The sequence below is a fragment of the Streptomyces sp. NPDC014864 genome, assembly GCF_043081525.1.
Classification (GTDB): Bacteria; Actinomycetota; Actinomycetes; order Streptomycetales; family Streptomycetaceae; genus Streptomyces.
This window is the reverse complement of record NZ_JBIBWT010000017.1, coordinates 30,206-53,880: the sequence shown is the minus strand read 5'-3', so window position 1 is coordinate 53,880 and position 23,675 is coordinate 30,206. Positions and strand designations below refer to the sequence as shown.

Annotated in this window: 22 protein-coding genes, 1 other RNA gene and 1 pseudogene; 12 read left to right on the top strand and 12 right to left on the bottom strand. The window is 74.6% G+C overall.

What is annotated here, in order from left to right; translation table 11 throughout:
• Positions 1-2 precede the first annotated feature (2 nt).
• The 3 genes from efeB to ACF1A5_RS26695 all read left to right on the top strand — a co-directional run bounded on the left by efeB (position 3) and on the right by ACF1A5_RS26695 (position 3,270).
• Positions 3-1,277, top strand: coding sequence for an iron uptake transporter deferrochelatase/peroxidase subunit (gene efeB, locus ACF1A5_RS26705; protein WP_392195416.1), 1,275 nt, complete (start codon positions 3-5; stop codon positions 1,275-1,277).
• Positions 1,278-1,280: 3 nt separating this feature from the next.
• Positions 1,281-2,132, top strand: coding sequence for an iron uptake transporter permease EfeU (efeU, locus tag ACF1A5_RS26700; protein ID WP_392195415.1), 852 nt, complete (start codon positions 1,281-1,283; stop codon positions 2,130-2,132).
• 136 nt (positions 2,133-2,268) lie between these two features.
• Positions 2,269-3,270 carry a hypothetical protein gene (locus tag ACF1A5_RS26695; RefSeq protein ID WP_392195414.1) on the top strand — a complete coding sequence of 334 codons (1,002 nt, stop codon included), beginning with the start codon at positions 2,269-2,271 and terminating at the stop codon, positions 3,268-3,270.
• 644 nt (positions 3,271-3,914) lie between these two features.
• Here ACF1A5_RS26695 and ACF1A5_RS26690 read toward each other — a convergent pair.
• Positions 3,915-4,655, bottom strand: a complete 741-nt coding sequence (locus tag ACF1A5_RS26690; protein ID WP_392195413.1) for a bifunctional DNA primase/polymerase — start codon at positions 4,653-4,655, stop codon at positions 3,915-3,917.
• A 233-nt stretch (positions 4,656-4,888) separates the two neighbouring features.
• Between ACF1A5_RS26690 and ddaH the strand changes: the two genes are divergently transcribed.
• Positions 4,889-5,710 carry a dimethylargininase gene (ddaH, locus tag ACF1A5_RS26685; RefSeq protein ID WP_392195412.1) on the top strand — a complete coding sequence of 274 codons (822 nt, stop codon included), beginning with the start codon at positions 4,889-4,891 and terminating at the stop codon, positions 5,708-5,710.
• Here the strand turns inward: ddaH and ACF1A5_RS26680 are convergent.
• From ACF1A5_RS26680 to ACF1A5_RS26670, 3 genes are all read right to left on the bottom strand, one after another.
• A complete protein-coding gene (locus tag ACF1A5_RS26680; protein WP_392195411.1) occupies positions 5,699-6,694 on the bottom strand; it encodes a small ribosomal subunit Rsm22 family protein in 996 nt (331 codons plus the stop codon). The two genes, ddaH and ACF1A5_RS26680, sit on opposite strands and share 12 nt — an antisense overlap.
• A 287-nt stretch (positions 6,695-6,981) precedes the next feature.
• Complete coding sequence (locus ACF1A5_RS26675; RefSeq protein WP_392195514.1) at positions 6,982-8,112, bottom strand: serine hydrolase domain-containing protein; 1,131 nt, start codon at positions 8,110-8,112, stop codon at positions 6,982-6,984.
• Entirely contained in the window at positions 8,109-9,446 is a 1,338-nt protein-coding gene (locus ACF1A5_RS26670) for a multidrug effflux MFS transporter (RefSeq protein WP_392195410.1), read from the bottom strand. The genes ACF1A5_RS26675 and ACF1A5_RS26670 overlap by 4 nt, the downstream gene beginning before the upstream one ends.
• Positions 9,447-9,534: 88 nt before the next feature.
• Here ACF1A5_RS26670 and ACF1A5_RS26665 point away from each other — a divergent pair.
• Positions 9,535-9,651: pseudogene (locus tag ACF1A5_RS26665) on the top strand (gfo/Idh/MocA family oxidoreductase); the annotation flags it as partial.
• Positions 9,652-9,729: 78 nt separating this feature from the next.
• On the top strand, positions 9,730-10,488 hold the full coding sequence (locus ACF1A5_RS26660; RefSeq protein WP_392195409.1) for an SDR family oxidoreductase: 759 nt from the start codon (positions 9,730-9,732) through the stop codon (positions 10,486-10,488).
• 264 nt (positions 10,489-10,752) lie between these two features.
• On the opposite strand, the gene ACF1A5_RS26655 is transcribed toward ACF1A5_RS26660, so the two are convergent.
• Positions 10,753-12,018, bottom strand: coding sequence for a D-alanyl-D-alanine carboxypeptidase family protein (locus ACF1A5_RS26655; protein WP_392195408.1), 1,266 nt, complete (start codon positions 12,016-12,018; stop codon positions 10,753-10,755).
• A 194-nt stretch (positions 12,019-12,212) separates the two neighbouring features.
• Positions 12,213-12,539: a nuclear transport factor 2 family protein gene (locus ACF1A5_RS26650; RefSeq protein WP_392195407.1), complete on the bottom strand. Its 327-nt coding sequence runs from the start codon at positions 12,537-12,539 to the stop codon at positions 12,213-12,215.
• A gap of 218 nt (positions 12,540-12,757) precedes the next feature.
• Between ACF1A5_RS26650 and ACF1A5_RS26645 the strand changes: the two genes are divergently transcribed.
• Together ACF1A5_RS26645 and ACF1A5_RS26640 are read left to right on the top strand one after the other, a co-directional pair.
• Positions 12,758-13,315, top strand: coding sequence for a DoxX family protein (locus tag ACF1A5_RS26645; protein WP_392195406.1), 558 nt, complete (start codon positions 12,758-12,760; stop codon positions 13,313-13,315).
• Positions 13,316-13,351: 36 nt separating this feature from the next.
• Positions 13,352-13,708, top strand: coding sequence for a MazG-like family protein (locus ACF1A5_RS26640; protein ID WP_392195405.1), 357 nt, complete (start codon positions 13,352-13,354; stop codon positions 13,706-13,708).
• Between the two features lie 703 nt (positions 13,709-14,411).
• Here the strand turns inward: ACF1A5_RS26640 and rnpB are convergent.
• The 3 genes from rnpB to ACF1A5_RS26625 form a co-directional block, all read right to left on the bottom strand.
• Positions 14,412-14,814: RNase P RNA component class A (gene rnpB, locus ACF1A5_RS26635), an RNA gene on the bottom strand.
• A gap of 50 nt (positions 14,815-14,864) precedes the next feature.
• Positions 14,865-15,443 (bottom strand): Uma2 family endonuclease, encoded by a 579-nt coding sequence (locus tag ACF1A5_RS26630; RefSeq protein WP_392195404.1) that lies wholly within the window; start codon positions 15,441-15,443, stop codon positions 14,865-14,867.
• Positions 15,444-15,545: 102 nt separating this feature from the next.
• The gene (locus tag ACF1A5_RS26625) at positions 15,546-17,012 is read right to left on the bottom strand and encodes an RNB domain-containing ribonuclease (RefSeq protein ID WP_392195403.1); all 1,467 of its coding nucleotides are present in this window, start codon (positions 17,010-17,012) and stop codon (positions 15,546-15,548) included.
• 75 nt (positions 17,013-17,087) lie between these two features.
• On the opposite strand from ACF1A5_RS26625, the gene yaaA reads away from it, so the two are divergent.
• Together yaaA and eda are read left to right on the top strand one after the other, a co-directional pair.
• Positions 17,088-17,888 carry a peroxide stress protein YaaA gene (gene yaaA, locus ACF1A5_RS26620; RefSeq protein ID WP_392195402.1) on the top strand — a complete coding sequence of 267 codons (801 nt, stop codon included), beginning with the start codon at positions 17,088-17,090 and terminating at the stop codon, positions 17,886-17,888.
• Between the two features lie 78 nt (positions 17,889-17,966).
• Positions 17,967-18,623 carry a bifunctional 4-hydroxy-2-oxoglutarate aldolase/2-dehydro-3-deoxy-phosphogluconate aldolase gene (eda, locus tag ACF1A5_RS26615; RefSeq protein WP_392195401.1) on the top strand — a complete coding sequence of 219 codons (657 nt, stop codon included), beginning with the start codon at positions 17,967-17,969 and terminating at the stop codon, positions 18,621-18,623.
• Here the strand turns inward: eda and ACF1A5_RS26610 are convergent.
• The 3 genes from ACF1A5_RS26610 to ACF1A5_RS26600 form a co-directional block, all read right to left on the bottom strand.
• Entirely contained in the window at positions 18,598-19,956 is a 1,359-nt protein-coding gene (locus ACF1A5_RS26610; RefSeq protein WP_392195400.1) for a bifunctional RNase H/acid phosphatase, read from the bottom strand. The genes eda and ACF1A5_RS26610 overlap by 26 nt on opposite strands.
• 70 nt (positions 19,957-20,026) lie before the next feature.
• Positions 20,027-20,770, bottom strand: a complete 744-nt coding sequence (locus ACF1A5_RS26605) for a zinc ribbon domain-containing protein (RefSeq protein ID WP_392195513.1) — start codon at positions 20,768-20,770, stop codon at positions 20,027-20,029.
• Entirely contained in the window at positions 20,767-21,684 is a 918-nt protein-coding gene (locus ACF1A5_RS26600) for a Nif3-like dinuclear metal center hexameric protein (protein ID WP_392195399.1), read from the bottom strand. The genes ACF1A5_RS26605 and ACF1A5_RS26600 overlap by 4 nt, the downstream gene beginning before the upstream one ends.
• Before the next feature lie 196 nt (positions 21,685-21,880).
• Here ACF1A5_RS26600 and ACF1A5_RS26595 point away from each other — a divergent pair, with 196 nt between their 5' ends.
• The gene (locus ACF1A5_RS26595) at positions 21,881-23,257 is read left to right on the top strand and encodes a hypothetical protein (protein ID WP_392195398.1); all 1,377 of its coding nucleotides are present in this window, start codon (positions 21,881-21,883) and stop codon (positions 23,255-23,257) included.
• 104 nt (positions 23,258-23,361) lie between these two features.
• Positions 23,362-23,520, top strand: a complete 159-nt coding sequence (locus ACF1A5_RS26590; RefSeq protein WP_392195397.1) for a hypothetical protein — start codon at positions 23,362-23,364, stop codon at positions 23,518-23,520.
• Positions 23,521-23,675 lie beyond the last annotated feature (155 nt).

Below are 23,675 nucleotides of genomic sequence, written 5' to 3'. Positions count from 1 at the left end.
CCATGACGGACACCCAGGAAGCCACCACCGACAGCACGCCCGCGAAGGCGCCTTCCCGGCGCGCCCTGATCGGCTGGGGCGGGGCCGGGCTCGCGCTCGGCGCCGCCGCGGCCGGTGGCGCGGCGGCGATGACCCGCGCCGGCCAGGACGCCGACCCGGTCGCCGCCGAGACGGGCGCCGCGGTGGAGTTCCACGGCACGCACCAGGCAGGCATCGCCACCCCCGTGCAGGACCGGCTGCACTTCGCCGCGTTCGACGTGAAGACCGAGGACCGCGCCGAGTTCGTGCGGATGCTGAAGGAGTGGACGGCGGCCGCGCGCCGGATGACCGCCGGGAAGGCGGTCGGCGAGGGCGCGTACGGCGGGCTCGCCGAGGCGCCGCCGGACGACACCGGCGAGGCGCTCGGGCTCCGGCCGTCCCGGCTGACGCTGACCATCGGCTTCGGCCCGTCGCTGTTCGACAAGTTCGGGCTGGCGGACAAGCGGCCCGCGGCGCTGGTGGACCTGCCCAAGTTCCCCGGCGACAACCTGGACCGCTCCCGCACCGGCGGCGACCTGTGTGTGCAGGCCTGCGCGGACGACCCGCAGGTCGCCGTGCACGCGATCCGCAACCTGGCCCGCATCGGATTCGGCAAGGTCGCCGTCCGCTGGTCCCAGCTCGGCTTCGGCAAGACCTCGTCGACGACCCCGCACGCCCAGACCCCGCGCAACCTCTTCGGGTTCAAGGACGGCACCCGCAACATCGCGGGCACCGAGCCGGACCGGCTGAGGAAGTTCGTGTGGGTCGGCGACGGCGACGGGCCCGACTGGATAACCGGGGGGTCGTACCTGGTCGCCCGGCGCATCCGCATGAACATCGAGACCTGGGACCGGACCTCGCTGCAGGAGCAGGAGGACGTCTTCGGCCGGGACAAGGGCGAGGGCGCCGCGGTCGGCAGGGCCAAGGAGCACGACGCGCCGTTCCTGAAGGCGATGAAGCCCGACGCGCACGTCCGGCTCGCGCACCCCGATTCCAACGACGGCATCACCATCCTGCGCCGGGGCTACTCCTTCACCGACGGCACCGACGGCCTCGGCCGCCTGGACGCCGGTCTGTTCTTCCTGGCCTACCAGCGTGACGTGCGCAAGGGATTCATCCCGCTCCAGCGCAGGCTGGCGGCGCACGACGCGCTCAACGAGTACATCCAGCACGTGGGTTCGGCGGTCTTCGCGGTCCCGCCCGGCGTCCGTGACGCGGGCGACTGGTGGGGACGCACGCTGCTGTCCGAGGAGGCGTAGTCCGTGTTCTCCAACTACCTGATCGGTCTGCGCGAGGGGCTGGAGGCCAGCCTCGTCGTGTGCATCCTGATCGCCTACCTGGTCAAGACCGGCCGGCGCGACGCGCTCAAGCCCATCTGGGCCGGCATCGTCATCGCCGTCGCCATCGCCATGGGCTTCGGCTGCGTCCTCGAATTCGGCTCGCAGGAGCTGACGTTCGAGGCCCAGGAGGCGCTCGGCGGTTCCCTGTCGATCGTCGCGGTCGGCCTGGTGACATGGATGGTGTTCTGGATGCGGCGCACCGCCCGGCACCTGAAGTCCGAGCTGCACGGTCGGCTCGACGCGGCCCTCGCGATGGGCACGGGCGCGCTCGTGGCCACGGCGTTCCTCGCCGTGGGCCGTGAGGGCCTGGAGACCGCCCTGTTCGTGTGGGCGTCGGTGCACGCGGCCTCCGACGGCACTCCGCGCCCGCTGATCGGGGTGGCGCTGGGCCTGGCCACCGCGGTCCTGCTGGGCTGGCTGTTCTACCGCGGCGCCCTGAGGATCAACCTCGCCAAGTTCTTCACCTGGACCGGCGCCATGCTGGTCGTGGTCGCGGCGGGCGTGCTCGCGTACGGCGTGCACGACCTCCAGGAGGCCGGCTGGATCCCGGGTCTGGGCAGCCTGGCCTTCGACATCAGCGACACCGTCCCGCCGGACAGCTGGTACGGCACCCTGCTGAAGGGCGTGTTCAACTTCCAGCCCGACCCGACGGTCCTCCAGGCCACCGTGTGGCTGGTGTACCTGGTCCCGACGCTGGCGCTGTTCTTCGCGCCGGCCGGTTCGGGCGCCGGGAAGCGGCAGCCGTCCACTCCCCCGGTGCACGACAAGGTCTGACGGGCCGTCCGCTCCGGTCGACGTGACGACGGCCCGGGCGCCGCCCGGGTCGGTCACAGTAAAGGGAACCCGGCACTCGCGTGCCTTCCCGCCCCGGTAGGGTTCGCCTCCGGGAAGGGGAAGGTGAACGTAGCTGATGAGCAGGGTTCGCGGCTCTCGCAGGCTTCGCAGGCTCGGGCGGAAGGCGGTCCTGGCGGCCTCCGTGTCCGCCCTGGCGTGGACGGCGAGTGGATGCGTGGTGGTGCACGGGGAGCGCGAGGTGCTCCCGGCCACCACCCGCGCGGAGGCCGAGAAGGCGCTCGGCCGGTTCACCGCCGCCTACAACGAGGCCGACGAGGCGTACGACGCCTCCCTGGACGCCCGCCACGTCACCGGGGCGCTCGCCGCCATCGACGGGGCCCGGCTGAAGGCCGGGCACGCCAACCACCCGGGCGGCAACCCCGCGCACACGCCGCTGGAACTGACCGACGCGAAGTTCACCATCCCCAAGAAGGCCGGCTGGCCGCGCTGGTTCCTCGCCGACGCCCGCGGCAACAAGGGCGGTGACGCGCGCTGGCTGCTGGTGTTCACCCGCGGCGGTCTCGCCGAGCCGTGGCGGGTGGCGTATCTGACGCTCGTGGCGCCCGGCGACGTACCGCGGTTCCGGCAGGACGCGGACGGCTGGGCCGAGGCCGTGCCCGCGGACTCCGCCGACGTGGCGGTCGCGCCGGGCGAGCTGAGCCGGGACTACGCGAGGTATCTGAAGAGCGGCGGGAACACCTTCGCGGCAGGCCCGCACACCACCGGGTGGCGCACTGCGCGCGAGAAGGGCGCCATCCGGCCCGGTCTGGCGACCCAGTACATCGACGAGCCGCTGACGAGCGGCGACTACGCCCCCCTGGCGCTGCGCACCGCGGACGGCGGCGCGCTGGTGTTCTTCACCACGCACCACTTCCAGAAGCAGACGGCCGCCGCGGGGGCCTCCGTGCCCGCGCAGAACAAGGACGTGCAGGCGCTGACCACCGGCGAGGTCAAGCAGTCGCTGACGATGGAGTTCGTCTCCAACGAGGTCGCGCTCGACCCGGGCCGGACCGCGGGCGGACGGCAGGTGTCGATGCTGGGACGCGTCCAGGGGCTGACGGCGGCGCGGGGCGAGTAGCGCCGGGGCCGGCCCGGGGCGAGGAGCGCCCGTACGCCGCCGGGCCGCGCGGGGCCCGATGGCGCCCGGGGGCTCGCCCGAACGCCGTGGGGGTGAGGTGCGCGCACCTAACCCCCAGGGTCTCGCAGGGGCCGGTAGCGCCGGTGCCCCGTCGAAGCCCCGCGGGGCTCGTACCCCCCCAGGCCGCGCCCGAGCGCCGCGGGGGCGTGTGGCGCCCGCACCCCGCCCGGACCGCGGGGCCAGGAGCGCCGGAGACCCGCCCAAGGCCAGCAGGGCGAGTGGGGCTCGCGCCCCCGCCCGGCCCGCGCGAGTGGCTGGTAGCGCCGGTGCCCCGTCCGGGGCCCGCAGGGCGAGCGGGCCTCGCACCCCGCCCGGACCGAACCCGAGTTCCGCGGGGCCCCGCCCGGACCGAACCCGAGTTCCGCGGGAGCGCATGCCCGCACCCCGCCGGGGCCGCGCGAGGCCGGTAGGCCGGGGCCCGCGGGGCTCGTACCCCGCCCAGGCCGCGCCCGAGCGCCGCGGGGCGCGTGCCCGCACCCCGGTAGCGCTGGTGCCCCGTCCGAGGCCCGCGGGGCGAGTGGGGCTCGTGTCCCTCCGGGTCGCGCACGGCCGGTGGCGCCGGTGCCGGGCCCGCGGGGCGGGGTTCAGCGGCGCAGGGGCCAGGCCGAGCCCGCCGCGTGGTCGGGCTCCTCGCCGGTGTGGCGGGCGCAGGCGTCGGTGAGGTCCTCCAGCAGGCTCAGCGGGTCGGGCAGCGCGTGCTCGGGGCCACGCAGCCAGCGCACCCGCCGGTCGTCGTCGCCGGGCAGCCGGGCGGGCGGCACCAGGACGTAGGAGCCGCGGCAGTGCCAGCGCAGTCCCGGGTGCTCGTCCATCGTCTCCGGGTGGCAGTCCAGCTCGCACGGCCACCACTCGTCCTCGTCCTCGGGGGTACCGCGGGTGAGGGTGAAGAACAGCATGCGGCCGTCGTCGCTCTCGGCCACCGGGCCGACCTCGACGCCGGCGGCGAGCAGCCGCGCGAGCGCCACCCGGCCGGCCTCCAGGGGGACGTCGAGGACGTCGTGCACCATGCCGGTCGCGGTGATGAAGTTGGCCTGCGGCTGGTTCCGGGCCCAGCGCTCGATCTGCGCGCGGTCGGTCGTGGACTGTGTCTGCCAGGCGAAGGACACCGGGTGCCGGGCGGGCGTGGGACAACCGACGCGGTCGCAGGAGCAGCGGTAGCCGGCCGCCGGGTACGCGGCGGGGGCCAGCGGCAGGCCCGCGGCCGCCGCGGCCAGCAGCAGGTCCTCCCGGCCGCCGTCGCCGGTGGTCTCCTTCGGGCGTCGCCCCCGCAGCCACTGGGAGAGCCTGCCCTGCCGGCCGGTGCGTCCGCCGAACTCCGCGCTCATCTATCCCCTCGCCTCGCCGCTGTAGTCGCCATGCCCCATGGTCCCACCATCCTGCGCCCCCAGGGTCCGGAGCCCGGATCCGGGGTCCCCCAAGGCGGCGAGGTCGCCGCGCGCGGCGGCCCGGCCCGGCGCACCATGGGCACCAGACGCAGCTCGCACCACGCACCACGCAGCCCACCCACGACAACCTGCGGTACATCCCCCGCAGCCCTGCGGCACCCGAGGAGCCCGCCTTGGCCCGTTCCCGCCGCGCCACACCCCGGCGCTACCTGATGTGCCCGCCCGCGCACTTCGACGTGACGTACTCCATCAACCCGTGGATGGACCCGGCCAAGCCGGTCGACGGTGCGCTGGCCCTCGCCCAGTGGGAGCAGCTGCGCGAGGTGTACCGGTCGCTCGGCCACACCGTGGAGGAGCTGCCCTGCGAGCCCGGCCTGCCCGACATGGTGTTCACGGCGAACGGCGCCACGGTGGTCGACGGCCGGGTGTTCGGCGCCCGGTTCGCGCACCCGGAGCGGGAGCCGGAGGCCGAGGCCCACCTGGAGTGGTTCGCGGCGAACGGCTTCACCCACCTGCACGTGCCCGTGCACATCAACGAGGGCGAGGGCGACTTCGCGGTCACCGCCTCCTACGTGCTGGCGGGCCGGGGGTTTCGCACCAACCCGCTCTCGCACGGCGAGGCGCAGGAGTTCTTCGGCCGCCCGGTGATCGGCCTGGAACTGGTCGACCCCCGCTTCTACCACCTCGACCTGGCGCTCGCGGTGCTCGACGACGCGGCGGACGAGATCGCCTACTACCCGGCCGCCTTCTCCCCCGGCAGCCGGGAGGTGCTGCGGCGGCTCTTCCCCGGGGCGCTGGTGGCGACCGACGACGACGCCACCGCGTTCGGCCTGAACGCGGTCTCCGACGGTCTGCGCGTGGTGCTGCCGCAGGCGGCGGCCGGTCTGTGCGACGCCCTGCGGGAACGGGGCTTCGAGCCGGTCGGCGTGGATGTGAGCGAACTCCTCAAGGGCGGCGGCGCCGTGAAGTGCTGCTCCCAGGAGCTACGCGTCTGAGGCTTCGGGCGGCCACCGGTCGCCCCAGTCGGTGTCCCGGGCCGTCTTGTACTGGTCGCCGTGGCGTTTGGTGACCGTGCGGCGGCTCAGCCGCTCGTCGGCCTCGCACAGGTCGAGGAGGACCTGGCCCTTGCGGATCTGGGGGCGCCGGACCACCCGGGCGGGGGCCGGCGATACCGGGAAGCGGGCGGCGGCGACGTAGCTGAACTTCTCGTCCTCGTAGGGCAGGGAGCCGCCCTTGACCTGCCGGTGCAGGGAGGAGCGGCTCACCCGCGCAGAGAAGTGGCACCAGTCCGTGCCCGGCACGATGGGGCAGGCGGCGCTGTGCGGGCAGGGCGCGGCGACCTGGAAGCCTGCCCCCAGCAGACGGTCGCGGGCCTCGATGACGCGGGCGTAGCCGTCGGGCGTGCCCGGCTCCACGACCACCACGGCCTGGGCGGCGGCCGCGGCCGCGTCGACGACGGCGGCGCGGTCGTCCCCCGTCAACTCGCCGAGGACGTAGGAGACGGTGACGAGGTCGGTCGGGTCGAGGGAGAGCGCCGCACCGATCCGGGCGCGTTGCCAGCGGGCGTCCCGCAGCGCCGGGTTGGCCTCGGCGATCTCCCGGCCGAGCGCCAGCGCGGGTTCGGCCCAGTCGAGCACGGTCACCGGACGCGGGCCGTCCCAGGTGGCGCTGACGGCCCAGGTGGCGGCGCCGGTCCCGCCGCCGACGTCCACATGGCCGGCGGGCCGCCATCCGGGGGCCGCGGCGGCGAACGCCGCCAGGGCCGCGCGTACGGCCTCGAAGGTGGCCGGCATCCGGTACGCGGCGTACGCGGCCACGTCCGCGCGGTCGCGCAGGATGGGGGCGTCGGTGGGGGTGCTCCCCCGGTAGCTGGCGATCAGCCGCTCGACGGCGCCCGCGGCCTGCCGGGGCGGGAGCCCGTCGAGCAGACCGGCCAGGGCGGCGCGAAGGGACTCGGCCGGGGACAGGGGGACGTTCACCCGCCGATTCTACGAGCCGCCGGGCACCTCACCGGACGCCACCACCGCTCCCGCGGATGTCGGCAACGGCGACACCACCGCGACGCGGGCGACCGCCCCGGCGACAACGGCCGCTCCCACGGACGACCACCGCGGCGACACCACCGTGCGACGACCTCAGCGGCAACCACCGCCCGCCCGGACGACCACTCCGGCGAAACCCGCCACCCACCGGGCGACAACCCCAGCGACACCCACCGCCCGCACGGACGACCACCCCAGCCCAACCGCGACCACGACCGCTCCCCCTAGGCCGCCCGCACCGCGCGTGCCACCCGGGTGGCCGCCGCCGCGCGGGGGCCGCTGTCCGGCGGGCGCCTGCGGGGGTGGACCGTGTTGGCGAGGAGCACCAGGAAGGTGTCCGTCGCCGGGTCCAGGACCAGGGAGGTGCCCGTGAAGCCCGTGTGCCCCGCCGCCCCGTGTCCCGCGAGCTCGCCCATGAACCACGGTTGGTCCACGGCGAAGCCGAGCCCGGGCGGGGTCAGCAGCAGTTCCACGAAGTCGGGGCCGAGGATCCGGGCGGGGCCGTACGCCCCGCCCGCCAGCAGGGTGCGGCAGAAGACGGCGAGGTCCCGCCCGGTCGAGAACAGGCCCGCGTGACCGGCCACGCCGCCCAGCGCCCAGGCGTTCTCGTCGTGGACCTCGCCGCGCAGCGTCCCCCGGTCCGCCTTGGCCCAGGGCCGCCGTTGGTCCTCCGTGGCGGCGGCGCCCGGGCAGGGTCCGAAGCGGGTCGCCGTCATGCCCAGCGGGCGGGTGATGCCGTCGCGCACGAGGACGTCGAGGCCGCGCCCGGTCAGCCGCTCGAGGAGGTGCTGGAGCAGGAGGAAGTTCAGGTCCGAGTAGACGTGCGTGCCGGGCGGGCCCACCGGCGCCTCCGCGCGCAGCAGCGCCGACCGGGAGGCGTCGTCGGGGCAGTCGTACAGCGGGAGTTCGGGGCGCAGCCCGGAGGTGTGGGTGAGCAGCTGCCGTACGGTGATGCCGTGCCGGGCGGCGGCCCCGAAGTCCGGCAGATACGCCCCCACGCGCGCGTCGATGCCGAGCGTGCCCCGCTCGATCTGCTGCACCGCGGCGACCGCCGTGAACAGCTTGGTGAGCGAGGCGAGGTCGAAGGGGGTGTCGACGGTCGTCGGCACCCGTCGCTCGGGCGGCAGTTCGACGCCGCGGTCGGTCGCCGGGTCGTGGGCGGCGTACCGCACGGCCCAGCCCGCCGCCTCGGCCACGGCGATCACCGGGCCGCGCCCGGCGACCACGACGGCGCCGGGCGCCCAGGGCCGGTCCCCGGCGGTGAGTTCCTCGACCTCGTGGACGAGCCGCTTGAGCTCACCGGGGTCGAGTCCGGCGCGCTCCGGTGTGCCGGGACGCAGCTTCGGCGTGCTCAGCTCTCCTCCCCGGGGCTCTCGGCCTTGCGCGGGGAGGGCAGGGACCCACCGCTCCCACGGGTGTTCCAGGGGCGGCACAGTCCCGCGAAGCAGGCCAGGGCCACCAGCGCCGCCGCCAGTTGCACCACGGCCATCGGGACGGCGGTGTGCTCCCCGGCGATGCCGACGAGCGGGGAGGCGACCGCGCCGATGAGGAAGGAAGTGGCGCCCAGCAGGGCGGACGCGGAGCCGGCGGAGTGCCGGGTGCGCGTCAGGGCCAGGGCCTGGGTGTTGGGCAGGGTGATGCCCATCGCGGACATCAGCACGAACAGCGCGGCGGCGACCGGGGGGAGGCCCACCTCGCCGAGGACGCCGTACGCCATCAGCAGCAGGGCGGTCGCGGCCAGGACGATCAATGTCAGGCCTACGGCCAGCACCCGGTCCAGGCGGACCCGTCCGACCAGCACCTTGCCGTTGATCTGGCCGGCCACGACCAGCCCGACCGAATTGAGCCCGAACAGCAGGGCGAAGGTCTGCGGGGAGGCGCCGTAGATCTCCTGGATCACGAACGGCGAGGCCGATATGTAGGCGAAGAGCGCGGCGAAGGCGAAGCCGCCCGCGAGCGTGTAGCCGGTGAAGACGGGGTCGGCGAGCAGCCGGCGCATGGCGCCGAGCGCCTCGCCGAAGCCTCCGCCGTGCCGCCCGGCCGCGGGCAGCGTCTCCGGCAGCCGGGTGAGGACGGCCGCGCCGAGCAGCAGCCCGACGGCCGTGAGCACCACGAACACCCCCCGCCAGTCGGTCACCCGCAGGACCTGACCGCCGATCAGCGGGGCCACGATCGGGGCGACTCCGGAGATCAGCATGAGGCTGGAGAAGAAGCGGGCCATGGCCACGCCGTCGTACAGGTCCCGGACCACCGCCCGCGCGATGACGATCCCGGCGGCGCCCGCCAGGCCCTGCGCCAGCCGGAAGGCGACCAGGAACTCGACGGTGGGCGCGAAGGCGCACAGCGCGGTGGCGAGGACGTAGACGGCGAGGCCGGCGAGGAGGGGGCGGCGGCGGCCCCACCGGTCGCTCATCGGGCCGACCACGAGCTGCCCCAGCGCCATGCCGGCCAGACAGGCGGTGAGCGTGAGCTGGACGGTCGCGGCGGGCGCGTGCAGGGAGCGGGTGACCTCCGGCAGGGAGGGGAGGTACATGTCCATCGCCAATGGGGGCGTGGCGGTCAGGCCGCCGAGGACCAGGGTGAGCAGCGGGCCGGTGCGGCGCCGCGCGCGCGTCGGTGGCCCCGAGGGCCCCGTCCTGGGTATGGCCGCCGGTGAGGCGTGCGGTATCGAGGCCCCGCCCTCGGGCATGCGTCCCTCCTCGTCATCGGATCCGCCACCTATGCTCTCAGTTCGTACACGGTGCCGAGCGTCACACGAGCGAGGGTGGGGTCCTTCGATGAGGGAGCCGAGGGCGGAGCAGAGGGTGCGCTGGGGGATCCTGGCCACGGGAGGGATCGCGGCGGCCTTCGCGGCGGACCGGGTGGACCTGCCGGACGCGGAGCCGGTGCTCGTCTGAGGCCTTCCCGAAGTCCGCATCCGGGTGGCGGACAGTGGATTCCGTGTGACGGAGCACCCTCGTACGCTCCGGGGCATGACCGACAGGGATGTGAAGATCGCCGTGGTGACCGGCGCCGGTTCCGGGATCGGGCGGGCCGTGGCCGTGGAACTGCTGGGCGCGGGCTGGTCGGTGGCGCTGGCCGGGCGGCACCCCGAGACGCTGACGGAGACGGCGGAACTCGTGCCGGGGGCCGCCTGCCTCGCCGTGCGCACCGACGTGTCGCGGCCGGACGAGGTGGCCGCACTGTTCTCGGCCACCGTGGAACGCTTCGGGCGGGTGGACCTGCTGTTCAACAACGCGGGGACGTTCGGGCCCGGCGGGGTGCCGGTCGAGGATCTGCCCTACGAGGCGTGGCGGCATGTGGTGGACACCAACCTCAACGGGGCGTTCCTGTGCGCGCAGGCGGCGTACCGGCGGATGAAGGAACAGGACCCGCAGGGCGGCCGGATCATCAACAACGGCTCCGTCTCGGCGCACGCGCCCCGGCCGCACTCGGCGCCGTACACCGCCACCAAGCACGCGCTGACGGGGCTGACCAAGTCGCTGTCGCTGGACGGGCGGCCGTACCGCATCGCGGCCGGGCAGATCGACATCGGCAACGCGGCCACCGACATGACGGCCGGGATGCGGACCGGCGCCCTCCAGGCCAACGGGGAGGTCGTCCCGGAGCCGGTGATGGACGTCGCCGACGTGGCCCGCACGGTGCGGCACATGGCGGAGCTGCCGCTGGAGGCGAACGTGCAGTTCGCGACGGTGCTGGCGACGGGGATGCCCTACGTCGGGCGGGGCTGAGCGGTACGGCACCCGGCCCCGGAAGGGCAATCCACACAAGCGGAATGATGAACTCCGAACCGTCTGGGCCTATAGCGGGCTTATGCTCTTCATCTCCTCCACTAAAGCTTCACAGTTGGAGGAGAGCGCTTCCGCCGATGGTGCCGAGAGCCACACCAAGGGGGGAGGCGGCAGCCGTTCCACGGCGCCGGCTGGGGGTGGGCCCCGCCGCGGGACCGCGGGGTGCGCGACGGTGCGCGGAACGGCTGCCGCCCATTTCCGCGGTCAGCGCCGGTGCCGGCCGCCGGAGTCCTTGCCTCCGAAGTCCTTGCCCACGGAGTCCTTGCGCCTGGAGTCCGCCCCGGCCGTCGCCGGCCTGAGCCGGCGGCGCAGCGCCCACACCCCGCCGGCCAGCAGCACGACCGTTCCGCCCGCCCCTTCGAGCAGCCGCCAGGCCGAGGGCTTGCCCACCGCCATGCCGGGCGCCCCGGCCGCGGCCCGTACGGACTTCCGGACGGCTTCGGCGCCCGCGCGGGCCCCGCCCTCGCTCAACGGGTCGACCAGCGCGCCCACCGCCCGCGCCGAGGGCCCCTGCGCGAAGCCCCAGTCGAGCAGGGCGGCGGTCTCCTCGTAGACGCCGTTGCCGCCGCTGCCTGGATGCATCACGGTGACGAGCAGGGTGCGCCCGCCGCGGGTGGCCGCGCCGGTGAAGGTGTTGCCGGCGTCGCTGGTGTAGCCGTTCTTCACCCCGATCAGACCGTCGTACGTCCGCAGGCCCCACGAGCCGGTCAGCAGACGGTCGGTGTTCTGGATCTGGAACGTCTTGTTCCCGCCGGCCGGGAAGGCTGCGGTCCGCGTGCCGCAGTAGGCGCGGAAGTCGGCGTCCTTCAGCCCGTGCCGGGCGAACAGCGTCAGGTCGTACGCGGAGGAGAGCTGGCCCGGGTGGTCGAAGCCGTCGGGGCTGACCACCCGGGTGTCCAGGGCCTGCAGGTCGGCGGCCCTGGCCTGCATCTCGGCGACCGTCTTCGCCACGCCGCCGTTCATGTGGGCGAGCACGTGCACCGCGTCGTTGCCCGAACGCAGGAACACGCCCTGCCACAACTGCTCGACGGTGTACGTAATCCCGGCCCTGATGCCGACGAGGCTCGAGCCCAGCGGGATGTCGGCCAGGTCGGCGGCGGTGACGGTGTGCCGCTCGGCGCGGTGGAACTTCCTCAGCACCGTGTCGGCGAACAGCATCTTCAGCGTGGAGGCGGGGGCCAGGCGCCGGTGCGCGCGGTAGGAGGCGAGCACCTCGCCCGTGTCCGCGTCGGCGACGAGCCACGAGCGGGCGGTGAGTCCCTTCGGCAGGTCGGTGGCGCCGTTCACCTGCACCCCGTCGCGGGTGAGCCGCTCTCCGCCGACGGCGGGGCTGGTGATGGCGGGGGCCGCGGCCTGGGCCGGGGCGGCCGCGGCGACCGTTGGGGCGGCCGCGGCGAGGGCGACGGCGAACAGGGATCGCCGGGACGGACGGGCGGGGGTCGGACGGGGGAACCGAGACGAATCACGCACGTCGGGACCGTACAGAGTCAGCCTGTGCCCGCGCACAGAGGGGGCTCAAAGCACGATCAAAGGATCATCAAAAGCCATGTTCCGTTCGGGTGGTGTTACGCCGGGGTTCGGCCCACGCTCGGCCGGGGTCGCCAGGCCTGCCGGGACTGCCGGGACTGCCGGGACTGCCGGGACTGCCGGGACTGCCGGGCCCGCTAGGCCTGCCCGGTCTCGAACCGGGAGATCCTCCCGTCGTCGGCGACGACGAAGCTCCACCGGGTGCGCATCTCGCCCCAGGTGTCGTTGCTGTAGCGGGCGAGGAGCGCACGGCCGCCCCGGGACTCGTTGTCGACCTCCATGTGACCGTGGGTGGAGAAGATCTCCTTCTCGATCCACTCGGCGAGGTCGCGGTCCAGACCGTCGTCCGACATCGTCGCGCCGGGCGCGAGGAGCTGCATGAAGCCCTCGCGGTCGTGGCTGTTGACGGCTGTGACGAAGGCGCGGACGGCCGGGTCGCTCAGTTTGGCGGTCGAAATCGTCATGTCGGTCAGGTTCACACCGCCCCCGGCCCCCCGCCACCCGAACGGCGCCCAGGACGGGCCCGGACGCCGGTGCGGGTGCGAGGGTGGGAACGCGGAAGGACGCGCCCCACTGTCCACGCCCCGTCCGCCCGCAGGTCCGCCTGTCTGCAGGGACGCGTTTTCCGCCCGCCCAGCTGTCCGCCTGCCCGTCTGTCCGCCTGTCCGCCTGGGGAGTCACCGTGACCTGTTACGACCGACGCGATCTCGGCCTGCTGCTGCTCCGACTGGGCACCGGCGGCGTGCTGGCCGCGCACGGCGCGCAGAAGCTGTTCGGCTGGTTCGGCGGTGGCGGCATCGCGGGGACCGGCCAATTCATGGAGTCCGTCGGCTACCGGCCGGGCCGGGCGAGCGCCACCGCGGCGGGACTGGCGGAGACGGGCGGCGGCCTGCTGCTGGCGCTGGGGCTGGCGACGCCCGCGGCGGGCGCGTCGGCGGCCGGCGCGATGGCGGGGGCCGCGGCGGTGCACGCGCCCAATGGTTTCTTCGCCCAGAACGGCGGCTACGAGTACGCGGCCACCCTCGGCCTGACCTCCGCCGGGCTCGCCGTGACGGGCCCCGGCCGCCTCTCCCTGGACCACGCGCTCGGCCACGCGGTCGACCGCGGCTGGATGGTGCCGGCGGCGTTCGCGACGGTGGCCGCGGCGACGGCGGTGGTCGTCGGCACCCGCAACCGGCGGCTGCGCAGGCAGCGGGAGGGCGAACAGGAGGTGCTGTTCGAGGAGGACCTGATGGAGTAGGCGTGGCGGGGCGCGGCCACCTGGCACGCTGAGGGCATGGCTGATCAGCATTCGCCGGGGGCGGCGCACGCGGACGTGTGGGACTCCATCGACGACCTGTGGAAGTGGCTGGACGGCAACAGTCCTTACAACGGCCGCGAGGGGCTGCTGCTGCGCATGCTCAAGCTGTCGGAGGAGGTCGGCGAGGTCGCCGAGGCGGTGATCGGCGCAACCGGCCAGAACCCCCGCAAGGGCACGATCCACACCTGGGACGACGTCCAGGCGGAACTCTGCGACGTGGCGATCACGGCCCTGGTCGCTCTGCGCACCCTGACCCCGCAGACCCGCGAGGTGTTCACGCGGCACTTGGCGCGGGTGACGGCTCGCTCGCTGGGGACGGACGCCGACCGCTGAGGCCGCTCGGCGCCGCGCGTCGCCGCGCAGGAAGAGCCGACTCACGCGGAGCGAAGAGCCCCCTCACGCGGCCCAATGAACATGCGTGCCACTGTCGCTCGACGTGATCGCGCGCGGGCCTGGTCGGGAAACGCCCCGGTTCGGCACGGGGCCTTCCGATGTCTCTGCCGTCTGCCCGGGTGAGGCCGCGTGCGCCGAACGGGCCCACCTCGGCGCCCTTGAGCCGGTGCAGGCCGCCCCTGTCACTTACGGTCGGCCGGGAAGTCCACCGTCTCGATCCCCCTGGGTCGGAGGGGTGAACCGGACGAAGCGTTCGAAAACCGGTGGCACCGCCGCGGGGGAAGTGCGCCGGGAGAACAGGAGGCCGACCATGACGACGCGAGAGCCGCGGGCTCGCCGGTTACGCAGGCGGACCTGCCGCACGGTCGGGGCCTGCATGCTCGCCGCGGGGTGCGTCGTCCGGATTCGAGACAGCCGTCACCACGAAGTCCCCCGGACCGTATTTCCAGGTGAAGGCGCTGAACGCGCAGGGCAGGGTGCTCGGGACCTCACGTGTCGTGACTCTCCCGGACAACGGTCGACGGGGGAGACCATGAAGGAGTCGCGGCGTGGCGGTCCGACGGCGCGGCAAGCCCCCGAAAAACCGGAGAGAGCCTCCGCCGCAGGCCGCAAGTCCTTTCCCGGACACAGCCGCGGGTAGGGGCAGACGAGTCGGGCTGTACGCCGGGTTCTGTTCCCCGGGTTCCTCGCGGAGCCCGGGGCGACGGCCATCCATCTAGGGCCGGTGTTGCCACCGGCCTCGTGCGGTCCACCCGCGGACTCGGGCGGGCAGCCCTCGAACGTCCGCGCAGAGCGCTTTTCACGGCGCTCCTTTTGACCTTGCTCCGGGTGGGGTTTACCTAGCTGCCCAGGTCACCCTGGGCACTGGTGGTCTCTTACACCACCGTTTCACCCTTACCGAGGGCCGAAGCCCCCGGCGGTCTGCTTTCTGTGGCACTGTCCCGCGGGTCACCCCGGGTGGCCGTTAGCCACCACCCTGCCCTGTGGAGCCCGGACGTTCCTCGGGAAGCCCCTGAGGGGCTCCACGCGGCCGTCCGCCCGGCTCGTCTGCCGTGTCGACCATGGTACCGGGCGCATGGGGCGCCCGATCGCCCCGTCAGAGGAAGTCCGTCGTGTCCAGATCGAAGGCGAAGGGGTCGGGGAGGGAGAGGGGCTTGCCGAAGGGGCGGGTGCACAGCTCTCGGTAGTCGTCGCGCTTCGGCTCGCTGAACAGGGTGATCGAGGCGGCATCCCGGTCGACGAGCAGGTAGAGCGGGATACCGGCGCGGGCGTAGCACCGGCGCTTGGCCTCCCGGTCGGCCTCCGGCTTCGTGGAGGTCACCTCCAGCACCATGGCGACGCCTTCGCAGGGCATCCAGGGCTCGGCACCCCGGTAAAGGCGCAGCGCCCTGGGCGCGAAGGTGCCGTCCGGGATCACATGATTCTTCGGGCAGTGCCCTCCACTGATCAGCCTCAAGCCCTTGTTCCCGGAGAACTGCATCTCGGTCCGGGCCCGCCCGTACACCTGCCTCACGATCAGCTCGATGCAGTCCTCGTGCTCCCCGTCCGGCGGCGGCGTCACTACGATCTCCCCCTCGATCAGTTCGGCCCGGAAGCCTGCCGGGGTGTCGAGGGACAGGAAGATCTCCAGCAGTCCCTCGGCCGGCGTGGTGGGCTCGTGCGCCACGGCAGTCATGTCACGCCCCTCCTTCGGTCGCTCGCCAGACTCGGACATCCCAAGATCACCTGTCCATGAGATCGGGAACCGTTCCCTCGATCGTGGCACAGACGCGCGCGCTCACGCGGGTGTGAAGCGCAGGGTCGCCGTGACCGGGTCGGCCCGGGTGAGACGTACGCGCAGGTCCTCGCCCAGCGGGAGGGGGATGCCGGGGCTCTCGACGGGGGCCACCACGGGTGGGGAGGTCAGTTGCACGGTGCCGGCGGTGGGGTGCCGCTCCTCCACGTCGATGACGCAGGCGTCGAACACGTCGCCGGTCCGGTCCGCCAGCAGCGCGGCCTCCAGCGCGCGGAGGCAGTCCTGTTCGACGGCGTCCGCGCGCCGGATGCCCTCGGCCATCTCCGCGGGCAGCGCGTCCAGCGCGGCGAGCACCCAGTCGGGCGGATCCTGGCCGGCCGCGGCGGCGAGGCAGATCTCGGTGGCGTACCGGTCGGCGAGCCGGTGCAGCGGGGCGGTGCAGTGGGCGTAGGGGGCGGCGACGGCGGCGTGGGTGGTGATCTCCGGCAGCCTGCCGTCCCGGAAGACGGTGTGGCCCGCGGCGTGCAGCAGGGTCGTGCACTCCTGGAGGAAGGCCGCGTGCGGCGGCCGGTGCGGGTCGAGGGAGCGGACGAGGGCCGCGTACGAGACGTGGTGCGGCCAGTCGATGCGCAGGGCGTGCGCGGTACGGCGCAGCCGGCGGACCGCACCGTCGGGGGCGGCGGCCAGGGTGCACAGCACGCCCGTCCCCTGCCTCAGCATCAGCTCGGCCGCCGCCATGCCGGGCAGGAGAGAGAGCTGGGCGTACCGGCGCTCGACGGCGGGCGGCACGCGGTAGGCGAGCCGGTACTCGGAGCCGTACGCGGCCATCTCCTGTTCGGGCGGGGTGAGCGAGATGCCGCCGCGCTCGGTCTCCAGCCCCTCGCACAGCCGCCCGACCTCAGCCAGCAGCGCGAGCGGCTCCTCGGCGGTCCCGGCGTCGATCGCGTGCTGGACCTCGGCGGGGTCGAGCCGTGCGCGGCTGCGCACCAGGGCGCGCCGCAGGTCGACGGCGAGGACCCGGCCGTCCGCGTCGAGGTCGAGCGTCCACAGGACGGCCGGGCGGGTCCGCCCCGGCAGCAGGCTCGCCGCGCCCTCCCCCAGGACGGCCGGGTGCAGCGGGACGTTCCCGTCGGGGAAGCACAGCGTGATGACCCTGCGGTGCGTCTCGGCGTCCACCGGGCCGGACGGCACGACGAAGGCGGCGACGTCCGCGACGGCGTACCGCACGCGGTGGCCGGTGCCCCTCCTGGACAGGTGCACGGCCCGGCCGAGGGTGGCGGCGCCGGGCCGGGCAAGGGTGAAGAAGGGCACGTCGGTGGCGTCTTCGCGGGCTGCGCGGGCCTCGAGCGCTGCGAGGGGGAGGACGGGGTCCCGTGCCGCCCGTTCGGCCTCGGCCAGGACCTCGGGCGGGAAGCCGCCGGGCACCCCCGGCGCGGTGCGCAGCGCGGCGAGCGCGGCCCTCAGGGGCGCTCCGGGAGCGCCGGTCACGCGGATGCGGCGGCGGGGCATACAGCGAGCGTAGGCCGGGGGTGCCCGGGCGGCACGCCGTACGCTGGCGCGGAGTCCCACAGAAGGAGTGACCCCGTGCTTGTCCTGCTGCCGCCGTCCGAAGGCAAGGCCTCCTCCGGGCGTGGCGCCCCGCTGCGGCCGGAGTCGCTGTCGCTGCCGGGGCTCGCCGCCCCCCGGGAGGCCGTCCTCGGCGAACTGGTCGAGCTGTGCGCGGGCGACGAGGACAAGGCCCGCGAGGTGCTCGGGCTGAGCGAGGGCCTGCGCGGCGAGGTCGCCAAGAACGCGGAGCTGCGCACGGCGGGCGCGCGCCCCGCCGGGGAGATCTACACCGGGGTGCTCTACGACGCCCTCGGCCTGGCCTCCCTCGACACTGCCGCCAAGCGGCGCGCGGCGCGGTCGCTGCTGGTGTTCTCGGGGCTGTGGGGTGCCGTCCGGGTGACCGACCGGATCCCGTCCTACCGCTGCTCGATGGGGGTGCGGCTGCCGGGGATCGGGGCGCTGGGCGCGTACTGGCGCGCGCCGATGGCCTCGGTGCTGCCCGACGCGGCCGGCTGCGGGCTGGTGCTGGACCTGCGGTCCTCCGCGTACGCGGCCGCCTGGAAGCCGAAGGGCGAGGTCGCGGGCCGGACGGCGACCGTGCGGGTGCTGCACGCGCAGACGGTGGACGGCGTGGAGAAGCGGTCGGTCGTCAGCCACTTCAACAAGGCGACCAAGGGCCGGATCGTCCGCGCCCTGCTGACCGAGGGGGCCGCGCCGAAGGACCCGGCCGAGCTGGTGGAGGCGCTGCGCGACCTCGGGTACGTGGTGGAGGCGGAGCCGCCCGCGAGGGCGGGGAGGCCGTGGGCGCTGGACGTGGTGGTGACGGAGATCCACTGACACGGCTGACACTTCCGGGACGTTGCAACATGCGCAACGTCCTTTGCGCAGAATGAAGGGCATGGGCAGGATACGGCCATGCCCTCCACCCCCGTGCCCGCGCCGTTCTCCGTGCTCGATCTCGCTCCCGTCGTGCCCGTGGTCGTCCTCGACGACGCCGCGGACGCGGTGCCGCTGGCCCGGGCGCTGGTGGCCGGCGGGCTGCCCGCGATCGAGGTGACGCTGCGGACGCCGGCCGCGCTCGACGGGATCCGGGCCGTCGCCGGCGCGGTGCCGGACGCGGTGGTGGGCGCGGGCACGGTCATCTCCCCGGGCCAGGTGCCGGACTGCGTGGCGGCCGGGGCGCGGTTCCTGGTGAGCCCCGGCTGGACGGACGCCCTGCTGGAGGCGATGCGGGGGTCCGGGGTGCCGTACCTGCCGGGGGTGTCGACGACGACGGAGGTGGTGGCGCTGCTGGAGCGCGGGGTGCGGGAGATGAAGTTCTTCCCGGCCCAGGCGGCCGGTGGCACCGCCTATCTGAAGTCCCTGTCCGGCCCGCTCCCCCAGGCCCGCTTCTGCCCGACCGGGGGCATCGGCCCGGACACCGCGCCTACGTATCTGGCGCTGCCCAATGTCGGGTGTGTCGGCGGGAGTTGGATGCTGCCGCCGGACGCGGTGGCCGCGCGGGACTGGTCCCGGATCGAGCGGCTGGCCCGTGAGGCGGCGGGGCTCAGCGCAGGTGCGAGGTGTCGTTGAGCAGCCGGACGCTCGCGTTGCCGTCCGCGTAGTACGCCACCGCCGACAGCGAGGCCGCCGACAGCTCCATGCGGAACAGTGACTCGGGCGGGGCGCCGAGCGCCAGGCGGACGAACGTCTTGATCGGGGTGACGTGCGTGACCAGCAGGACGGTACGGCCCGCGTGGGCGGCGACCAGCTTGTCGCGGGTGGCGGCGATCCGGACGGCGGTCGCGGCGAAGCTCTCACCGCCGCCGGTGGGTTCGGCCTCGGGGGAGGCCAGCCAGGCGTTCAGGTCGTCCGGGTGGCGCTCGCGGACCTCGGCGAAGGTGAGCCCCTCCCAGGCGCCGAAGTCCGTTTCGCGCAGGCCCTCTTCGACGGTGACGCCCAGGCCGAGGCGGGCGGCGACGATGCCGGCGGTCTCGCGGGTGCGGGCCAGGGGCGAGGAGACGACGGCCTGGATCGTGCCGCGCCGGGCGAGGGCCGCCGCGACGCGCTCGGCCTGCTCCCGGCCCACGGCGGAGAGGGAGGGGTCGGTCCCGCCGCTGCCGGAGAACCGCTTCTGCGGGGTCAGCGGGGTCTCGCCGTGCCGCAGCAGGACGAAGGTGGAGGGAGCGCCGAGATCCGCGGGAGCCCACCCGGGCGAGACGACCCGCGCGGCCCTGACATCGGCGCCCGCGGGGGCGGGGGGTCCGGCATCCGCGCCGGCGGCTGCACGGGCTCCGGCACCCACGCCGGTGGCGGCACCTGCCTCGGCATCCGGGCCGGTGACGGCACCCGCCTCGGCATCCGGGCCGGTGACGGCACCCGCCTCGGCATCCGGGCCGGTGACGGCACGCGCCTCGGCATCCGCGCCGGTGACAACATCCGCACGCTCGTCGGGCGTGCCGGTGACAACATCCGCACGCTCGTCGGGCGTGCCGGTGTCGGGCGCACCGGTGTCGGGAGACGTCCCCGTGTCCATCGCCTCGTTGGCCAGGCGGTCGGCCTGTTTGTTCTGGTCGCGCGGGATCCACTCGTAGGTGACCCGCTCGGGCGGGAAGACCCGGGCCGCCTCCGTCGCCAGCCGTCGGAGGCCGGGGTGCTTGATCTTCCAGCGGCCGGACATCTGCTCCACGACGAGCCTGGAGTCCATGCGGACGTGCACCCGTGCCGCGGGGTCCAGTTCGCGCGCGGCGCGCAGGCCGGCCAGCAGGCCCCGGTACTCGGCCACGTTGTTCGTGGTGGTGCCCAGGTACTCGGAGACCCGCGCCAGCGTCTCCCCCGTCGCCGCGTCGATCACCACGGCCCCGTAGCCCGCGGGCCCGGGGTTGCCCCGCGACCCGCCGTCCGCCTCGACGATGAACTCCCGCACGCCGTACTGCTCCCTACCGGCCCTACCGGCCCTACCGACCTGCCCGCCCGACCACCGACCGCGCGCCCGGTCAGAGGCCGGACTCGGCGGTGCGCACCAGGATCCGGCGGCAGTTCTCGCAGCGTACGACCGTGTCGGGGGCGGCCGCGCGGATCTCGCTCAGCTCGGTGATGGCGAGCTCCTGGCGGCAGCCCTGGCAGGTGCGCTGGTACAGCTTCGCCGCGCCGATGCCGCCCTGCTGCGCGCGCAGCTTGTCGTACAGCTTGAGCAGGTCCGCGGGGACGGAGCCGGCGACGACCTCCCGCTCCTTGGTCACGGACGCCGCCTCGCCGTCGATCTCCTCGAAGGCCGCGTCCCGGCGCCCGGTCGCGTCGTCGATCTTGGACTGTACGGAGCCGACCCGCTCGGTGAGCTCGGCGACCCGCTCCTGCGCGGACTCGCGGCGCTCCATGACCTCCAGGACGACGTCCTCCAGGTCGCCCTGGCGCTTGGCGAGGGAGGCGATCTCGTGCTGGAGGTTCGACAGGTCCTTCGGGGAGGTGACGGCGCCGGAGTCGAGGCGCTGCTGGTCGCGGGCGGCGCGCTGGCGCACCTGGTCCACGTCCTGCTCGGCCTTGGTCTGCTCGCGGGCGGTGTCGCTCTCCTCGGTCTGCGCGGCCACCAGCAGGTCGCGCAGTTGCGTCAGATCCTTCGTCAGGGCCTCGATCTCGGCGTGCTCGGGCAGGGACTTCCGCTTGTGCGCGAGCTGCTGCAGGCGGACGTCGAGGGCCTGGACGTCGAGCAGTCGGATCTGGTCGGCGGGCGCGGCGTTCAGTTGGGGGCTCCCGGGGCATTCGAAGGGGTGCGCGAAGCGCTCGTTGGAAGGGTGGTGGCGGGCGACGGGCGGGCGGTGGCGGTGGACGCCGCGTGGGCGGTCCAGGGGTCGGTGACCGTGGCCGAGACGTGCACGCGCAGGTCCCATCCGTGCCGGTCGGAGATTTCGTCGAGCTGGGCTGCGGCCAGCTCGCACCAGGGCCACTCGGTGGCCCAGTGCGCCGCGTCGAGCAGCGCGAGGGGGCTGTGGGCGGAGGCCGCCACGAACTCGGAGGCCGGGTGGTGGCGCAGGTCCGCGGTGAGGAAGGCGTCGGCACCGGCGGCCCGTACGGCGTCGAAGAGGCTGTCGCCGGAGCCGCCGCTGACGACGACCGTGCGGACGAGGGCCTCCGGGTCGCCGGCGACGCGGATGCCCTGCGCGGTGGCGGGCAGCCGCTCGGCGGCGCGCGCGGCGAACTCGCGAACGGTCAGCGGGTGGTCCAGCGCGCAGACGCGGCCCAGGCCGCGGCGGCCCTCCGGGTCGGTGGTGTCGGGCACCAGGGGCCGTACGACCCGCAGGTCCAGCGCGCCCGCGAGGGCGTCGGAGACGCCCGGGTCGGCGGTGTCCGCGTTGGTGTGCGCCACGTGCAGCGCGATGTCGTGCTTGATGAGGGTGTGCACCACGCGGCCCTTGAAGGTGGAGGCCGCGACCGTCGTCGTACCGCGCAGGTAGAGCGGGTGGTGGGTGACCAGCAGGTCCGCGCCCAGCTTCACCGCCTCGTCGACGGTCTCCTGGACGGGATCGACGGCGAACAGGACCCGGGTGACCTCCTGGTCGGGGTCGCCCACGACGGTGCCGACCGCGTCCCAGGACTCGGCCCGCTCGGCGGGCCACAGGTTCTCCAGCGCGGCGATGACTTCACACAGACGGGGCACGGGTGCAAGGCTACCTGCCCGATCTCCGCGGCTGAACCGGTGCCGTCGCCCGGGCCCGGGGCGCACGCGTCCAGCACACACGTCTCCACCCCCTCAGCAGAATCGCTTCTGCTCCACCCTTATGTGTGAAGCCGCCGCCCGCCGCTCCTGCCGCCGCACCGACGAAAACTAGCGTCGTCACCGGAGGTGACCGACGATGACGGCCTGTGCCATCGAACCCACGGCGGACAACGAGCACGGCGGTACGCCGCAGGCAGGCTGCACGATCACGGCGGACGGAGCCTACGCGGCCCGGCTGGCGCGCAGCGGCGACTCCCTTTACCCGGAGCGCTGGACGCTGGACGGCCCCGAGCCCTACACGGTGCCGCTGCCCGGCAACCAGCCCGAGGAGCCCGGTACGGAGGTGCAGCCGATGGCCGACGGCCGGGTCCTCATCCGGCGGCCGACTGCCGGGCGGCACGCCTTCTCCCTGCTGTATCCGACCGGCCCCGGCACCGGGGAGCTGCCGCTCGGCGCGGTCGAGTGCCCGGAGGACACCGGCCTGCGGCTGCTGCCCCCGGCGCCCGACGGCGAGCGGGCCTACGCGCTCGCCGTCGGCCGGCGTTCCACGGCGGTGTGGCTGGTGGTGGGCGGCGCCCTGGGGCCCGAGCTGGTGGCCGAGGTGCCGGGGCACTGTTCGGGCGGGGTCTGGCTGGACCGCGCGGGACGGATGCTGGCGCTGGACCGGGAGGCCCTGGGGCGGACCAAGACGGTCGTGGTGGACCTCGGGCGCGACGGCGCGGTGTCGCCGCTGCTGCAGATCACCGCCGACAGCGACGACCGGCTGCTGCTCGCCGACCCGGACAGCGGGCTGCTGCTGATCCGCTCGGACGCGCCCTCCCCCGGGGAGGAACGGCTGGGCTGGGGCGTGCTCGGCAGCACTCTGCCGGTGCGCTTCCCGGAGTGCCTGCGGCTGCCGGACTGCGTGGTGACCCCGTTCGCCATCCAGCCGGGGCAGGTGCTGACCCCGGAGCACTGCGGGGTGGCGCTGCGCTGCGACGGCGCCCTCGGCAGCTGGGTCGGCGTGTGGCGGCCCACCGAACGGCAGGTGGTCCATCTGCCCGCGCCCGAGGGGTGGTTGACCGGGGCCGGGCTGTGGACCGCGGACGGGACGCTGCGGCTGCCGTACGCGACCGAGGCCGTGCCCTGCGGGGTGGCCGCGTGGGAGGCACCGCTCGGGCAGGCGTCGCCGCACCCGGCGGCGCGTGAGGGCTCCGCGGGCGCGGAGAGGGCGCCGTCCGGAGCCGGGGAACCGTCCGGCGGGGGCCTCTCGGACGCAGGGGAGCTCTCCGATGCCGGGGCCGCCGAAGGCGAAGGAGCGGGCGCCGCGCGGACGTCGGCCGGGCAGGCGTCGGTGGCGCGGGCGCCGGCCGCCGGGACACGGGCCTCGGGTGACGGGTCGGGCCCCTGTCCGCGCGGAGAACCGGACGCCGAACCCGCGGCGGCGGCACGCCCGTTGCCGCCGGAACCTGTCGCGCCCCGCCCGGTCCCGTTGCAGCAGGCGCCTCTGACGGACCGTATGGCGCGCAGGTAACGAAGTCGTGCCGGTCGGCGTGGCCGCCTGGATTTCGCCCGAGGTGTGCCGGTTAGACTCGCCCGGCTGTACGAAAGATGATGTTGACGGGGTGAATTCTTCCGATGAACGACGCCAGCACGAACCAGCCGCTGCCCGACGAGGGCGCCCAGGAGGCCACCGGTCACGGCAGGCACCGCGGTCCGGTCTCGTCCCACGACGGCGAGGCGGCCCCCAGCGGCCGCCACCGCAAGCCCGCGGAGAAGGCCCAAGCGGCCGCCTGACAGCGGACAGCGGACGGCGAAGGGTCCCGGACTTCCTGGAAGTCCGGGCCCCTTCGCCGTTGTGGCGCTACGCGCGGCGGGGCCGAGGACCTCGACGGCCGTGGACTTCTCCACCCTCCGCCCGCGGTCCACCCCGCCGACGACGGCTGACGGTC

Bases quoted from the DNA above. Each gene is read 5' to 3' on its own strand.
- efeB (WP_392195416.1), top strand. From the start codon at position 3: ATGACGGACACCCAGGAAGCCACCACCGACAGCACGCCCGCGAAGGCG.
- ACF1A5_RS26695 (WP_392195414.1), top strand. From the start codon at position 2,269: ATGAGCAGGGTTCGCGGCTCTCGCAGGCTTCGCAGGCTCGGGCGGAAG.
- ACF1A5_RS26690 (WP_392195413.1), bottom strand. From the start codon at position 4,655: ATGAGCGCGGAGTTCGGCGGACGCACCGGCCGGCAGGGCAGGCTCTCC.
- ACF1A5_RS26670 (WP_392195410.1), bottom strand. From the start codon at position 9,446: ATGCCCGAGGGCGGGGCCTCGATACCGCACGCCTCACCGGCGGCCATA.
- ACF1A5_RS26660 (WP_392195409.1), top strand. From the start codon at position 9,730: ATGACCGACAGGGATGTGAAGATCGCCGTGGTGACCGGCGCCGGTTCC.
- ACF1A5_RS26650 (WP_392195407.1), bottom strand. From the start codon at position 12,539: ATGACGATTTCGACCGCCAAACTGAGCGACCCGGCCGTCCGCGCCTTC.
- ACF1A5_RS26640 (WP_392195405.1), top strand. From the start codon at position 13,352: ATGGCTGATCAGCATTCGCCGGGGGCGGCGCACGCGGACGTGTGGGAC.
- ACF1A5_RS26630 (WP_392195404.1), bottom strand. From the start codon at position 15,443: ATGACTGCCGTGGCGCACGAGCCCACCACGCCGGCCGAGGGACTGCTG.
- ACF1A5_RS26625 (WP_392195403.1), bottom strand. From the start codon at position 17,012: ATGCCCCGCCGCCGCATCCGCGTGACCGGCGCTCCCGGAGCGCCCCTG.
- eda (WP_392195401.1), top strand. From the start codon at position 17,967: ATGCCCTCCACCCCCGTGCCCGCGCCGTTCTCCGTGCTCGATCTCGCT.
- ACF1A5_RS26595 (WP_392195398.1), top strand. From the start codon at position 21,881: ATGACGGCCTGTGCCATCGAACCCACGGCGGACAACGAGCACGGCGGT.
- ACF1A5_RS26590 (WP_392195397.1), top strand. From the start codon at position 23,362: ATGAACGACGCCAGCACGAACCAGCCGCTGCCCGACGAGGGCGCCCAG.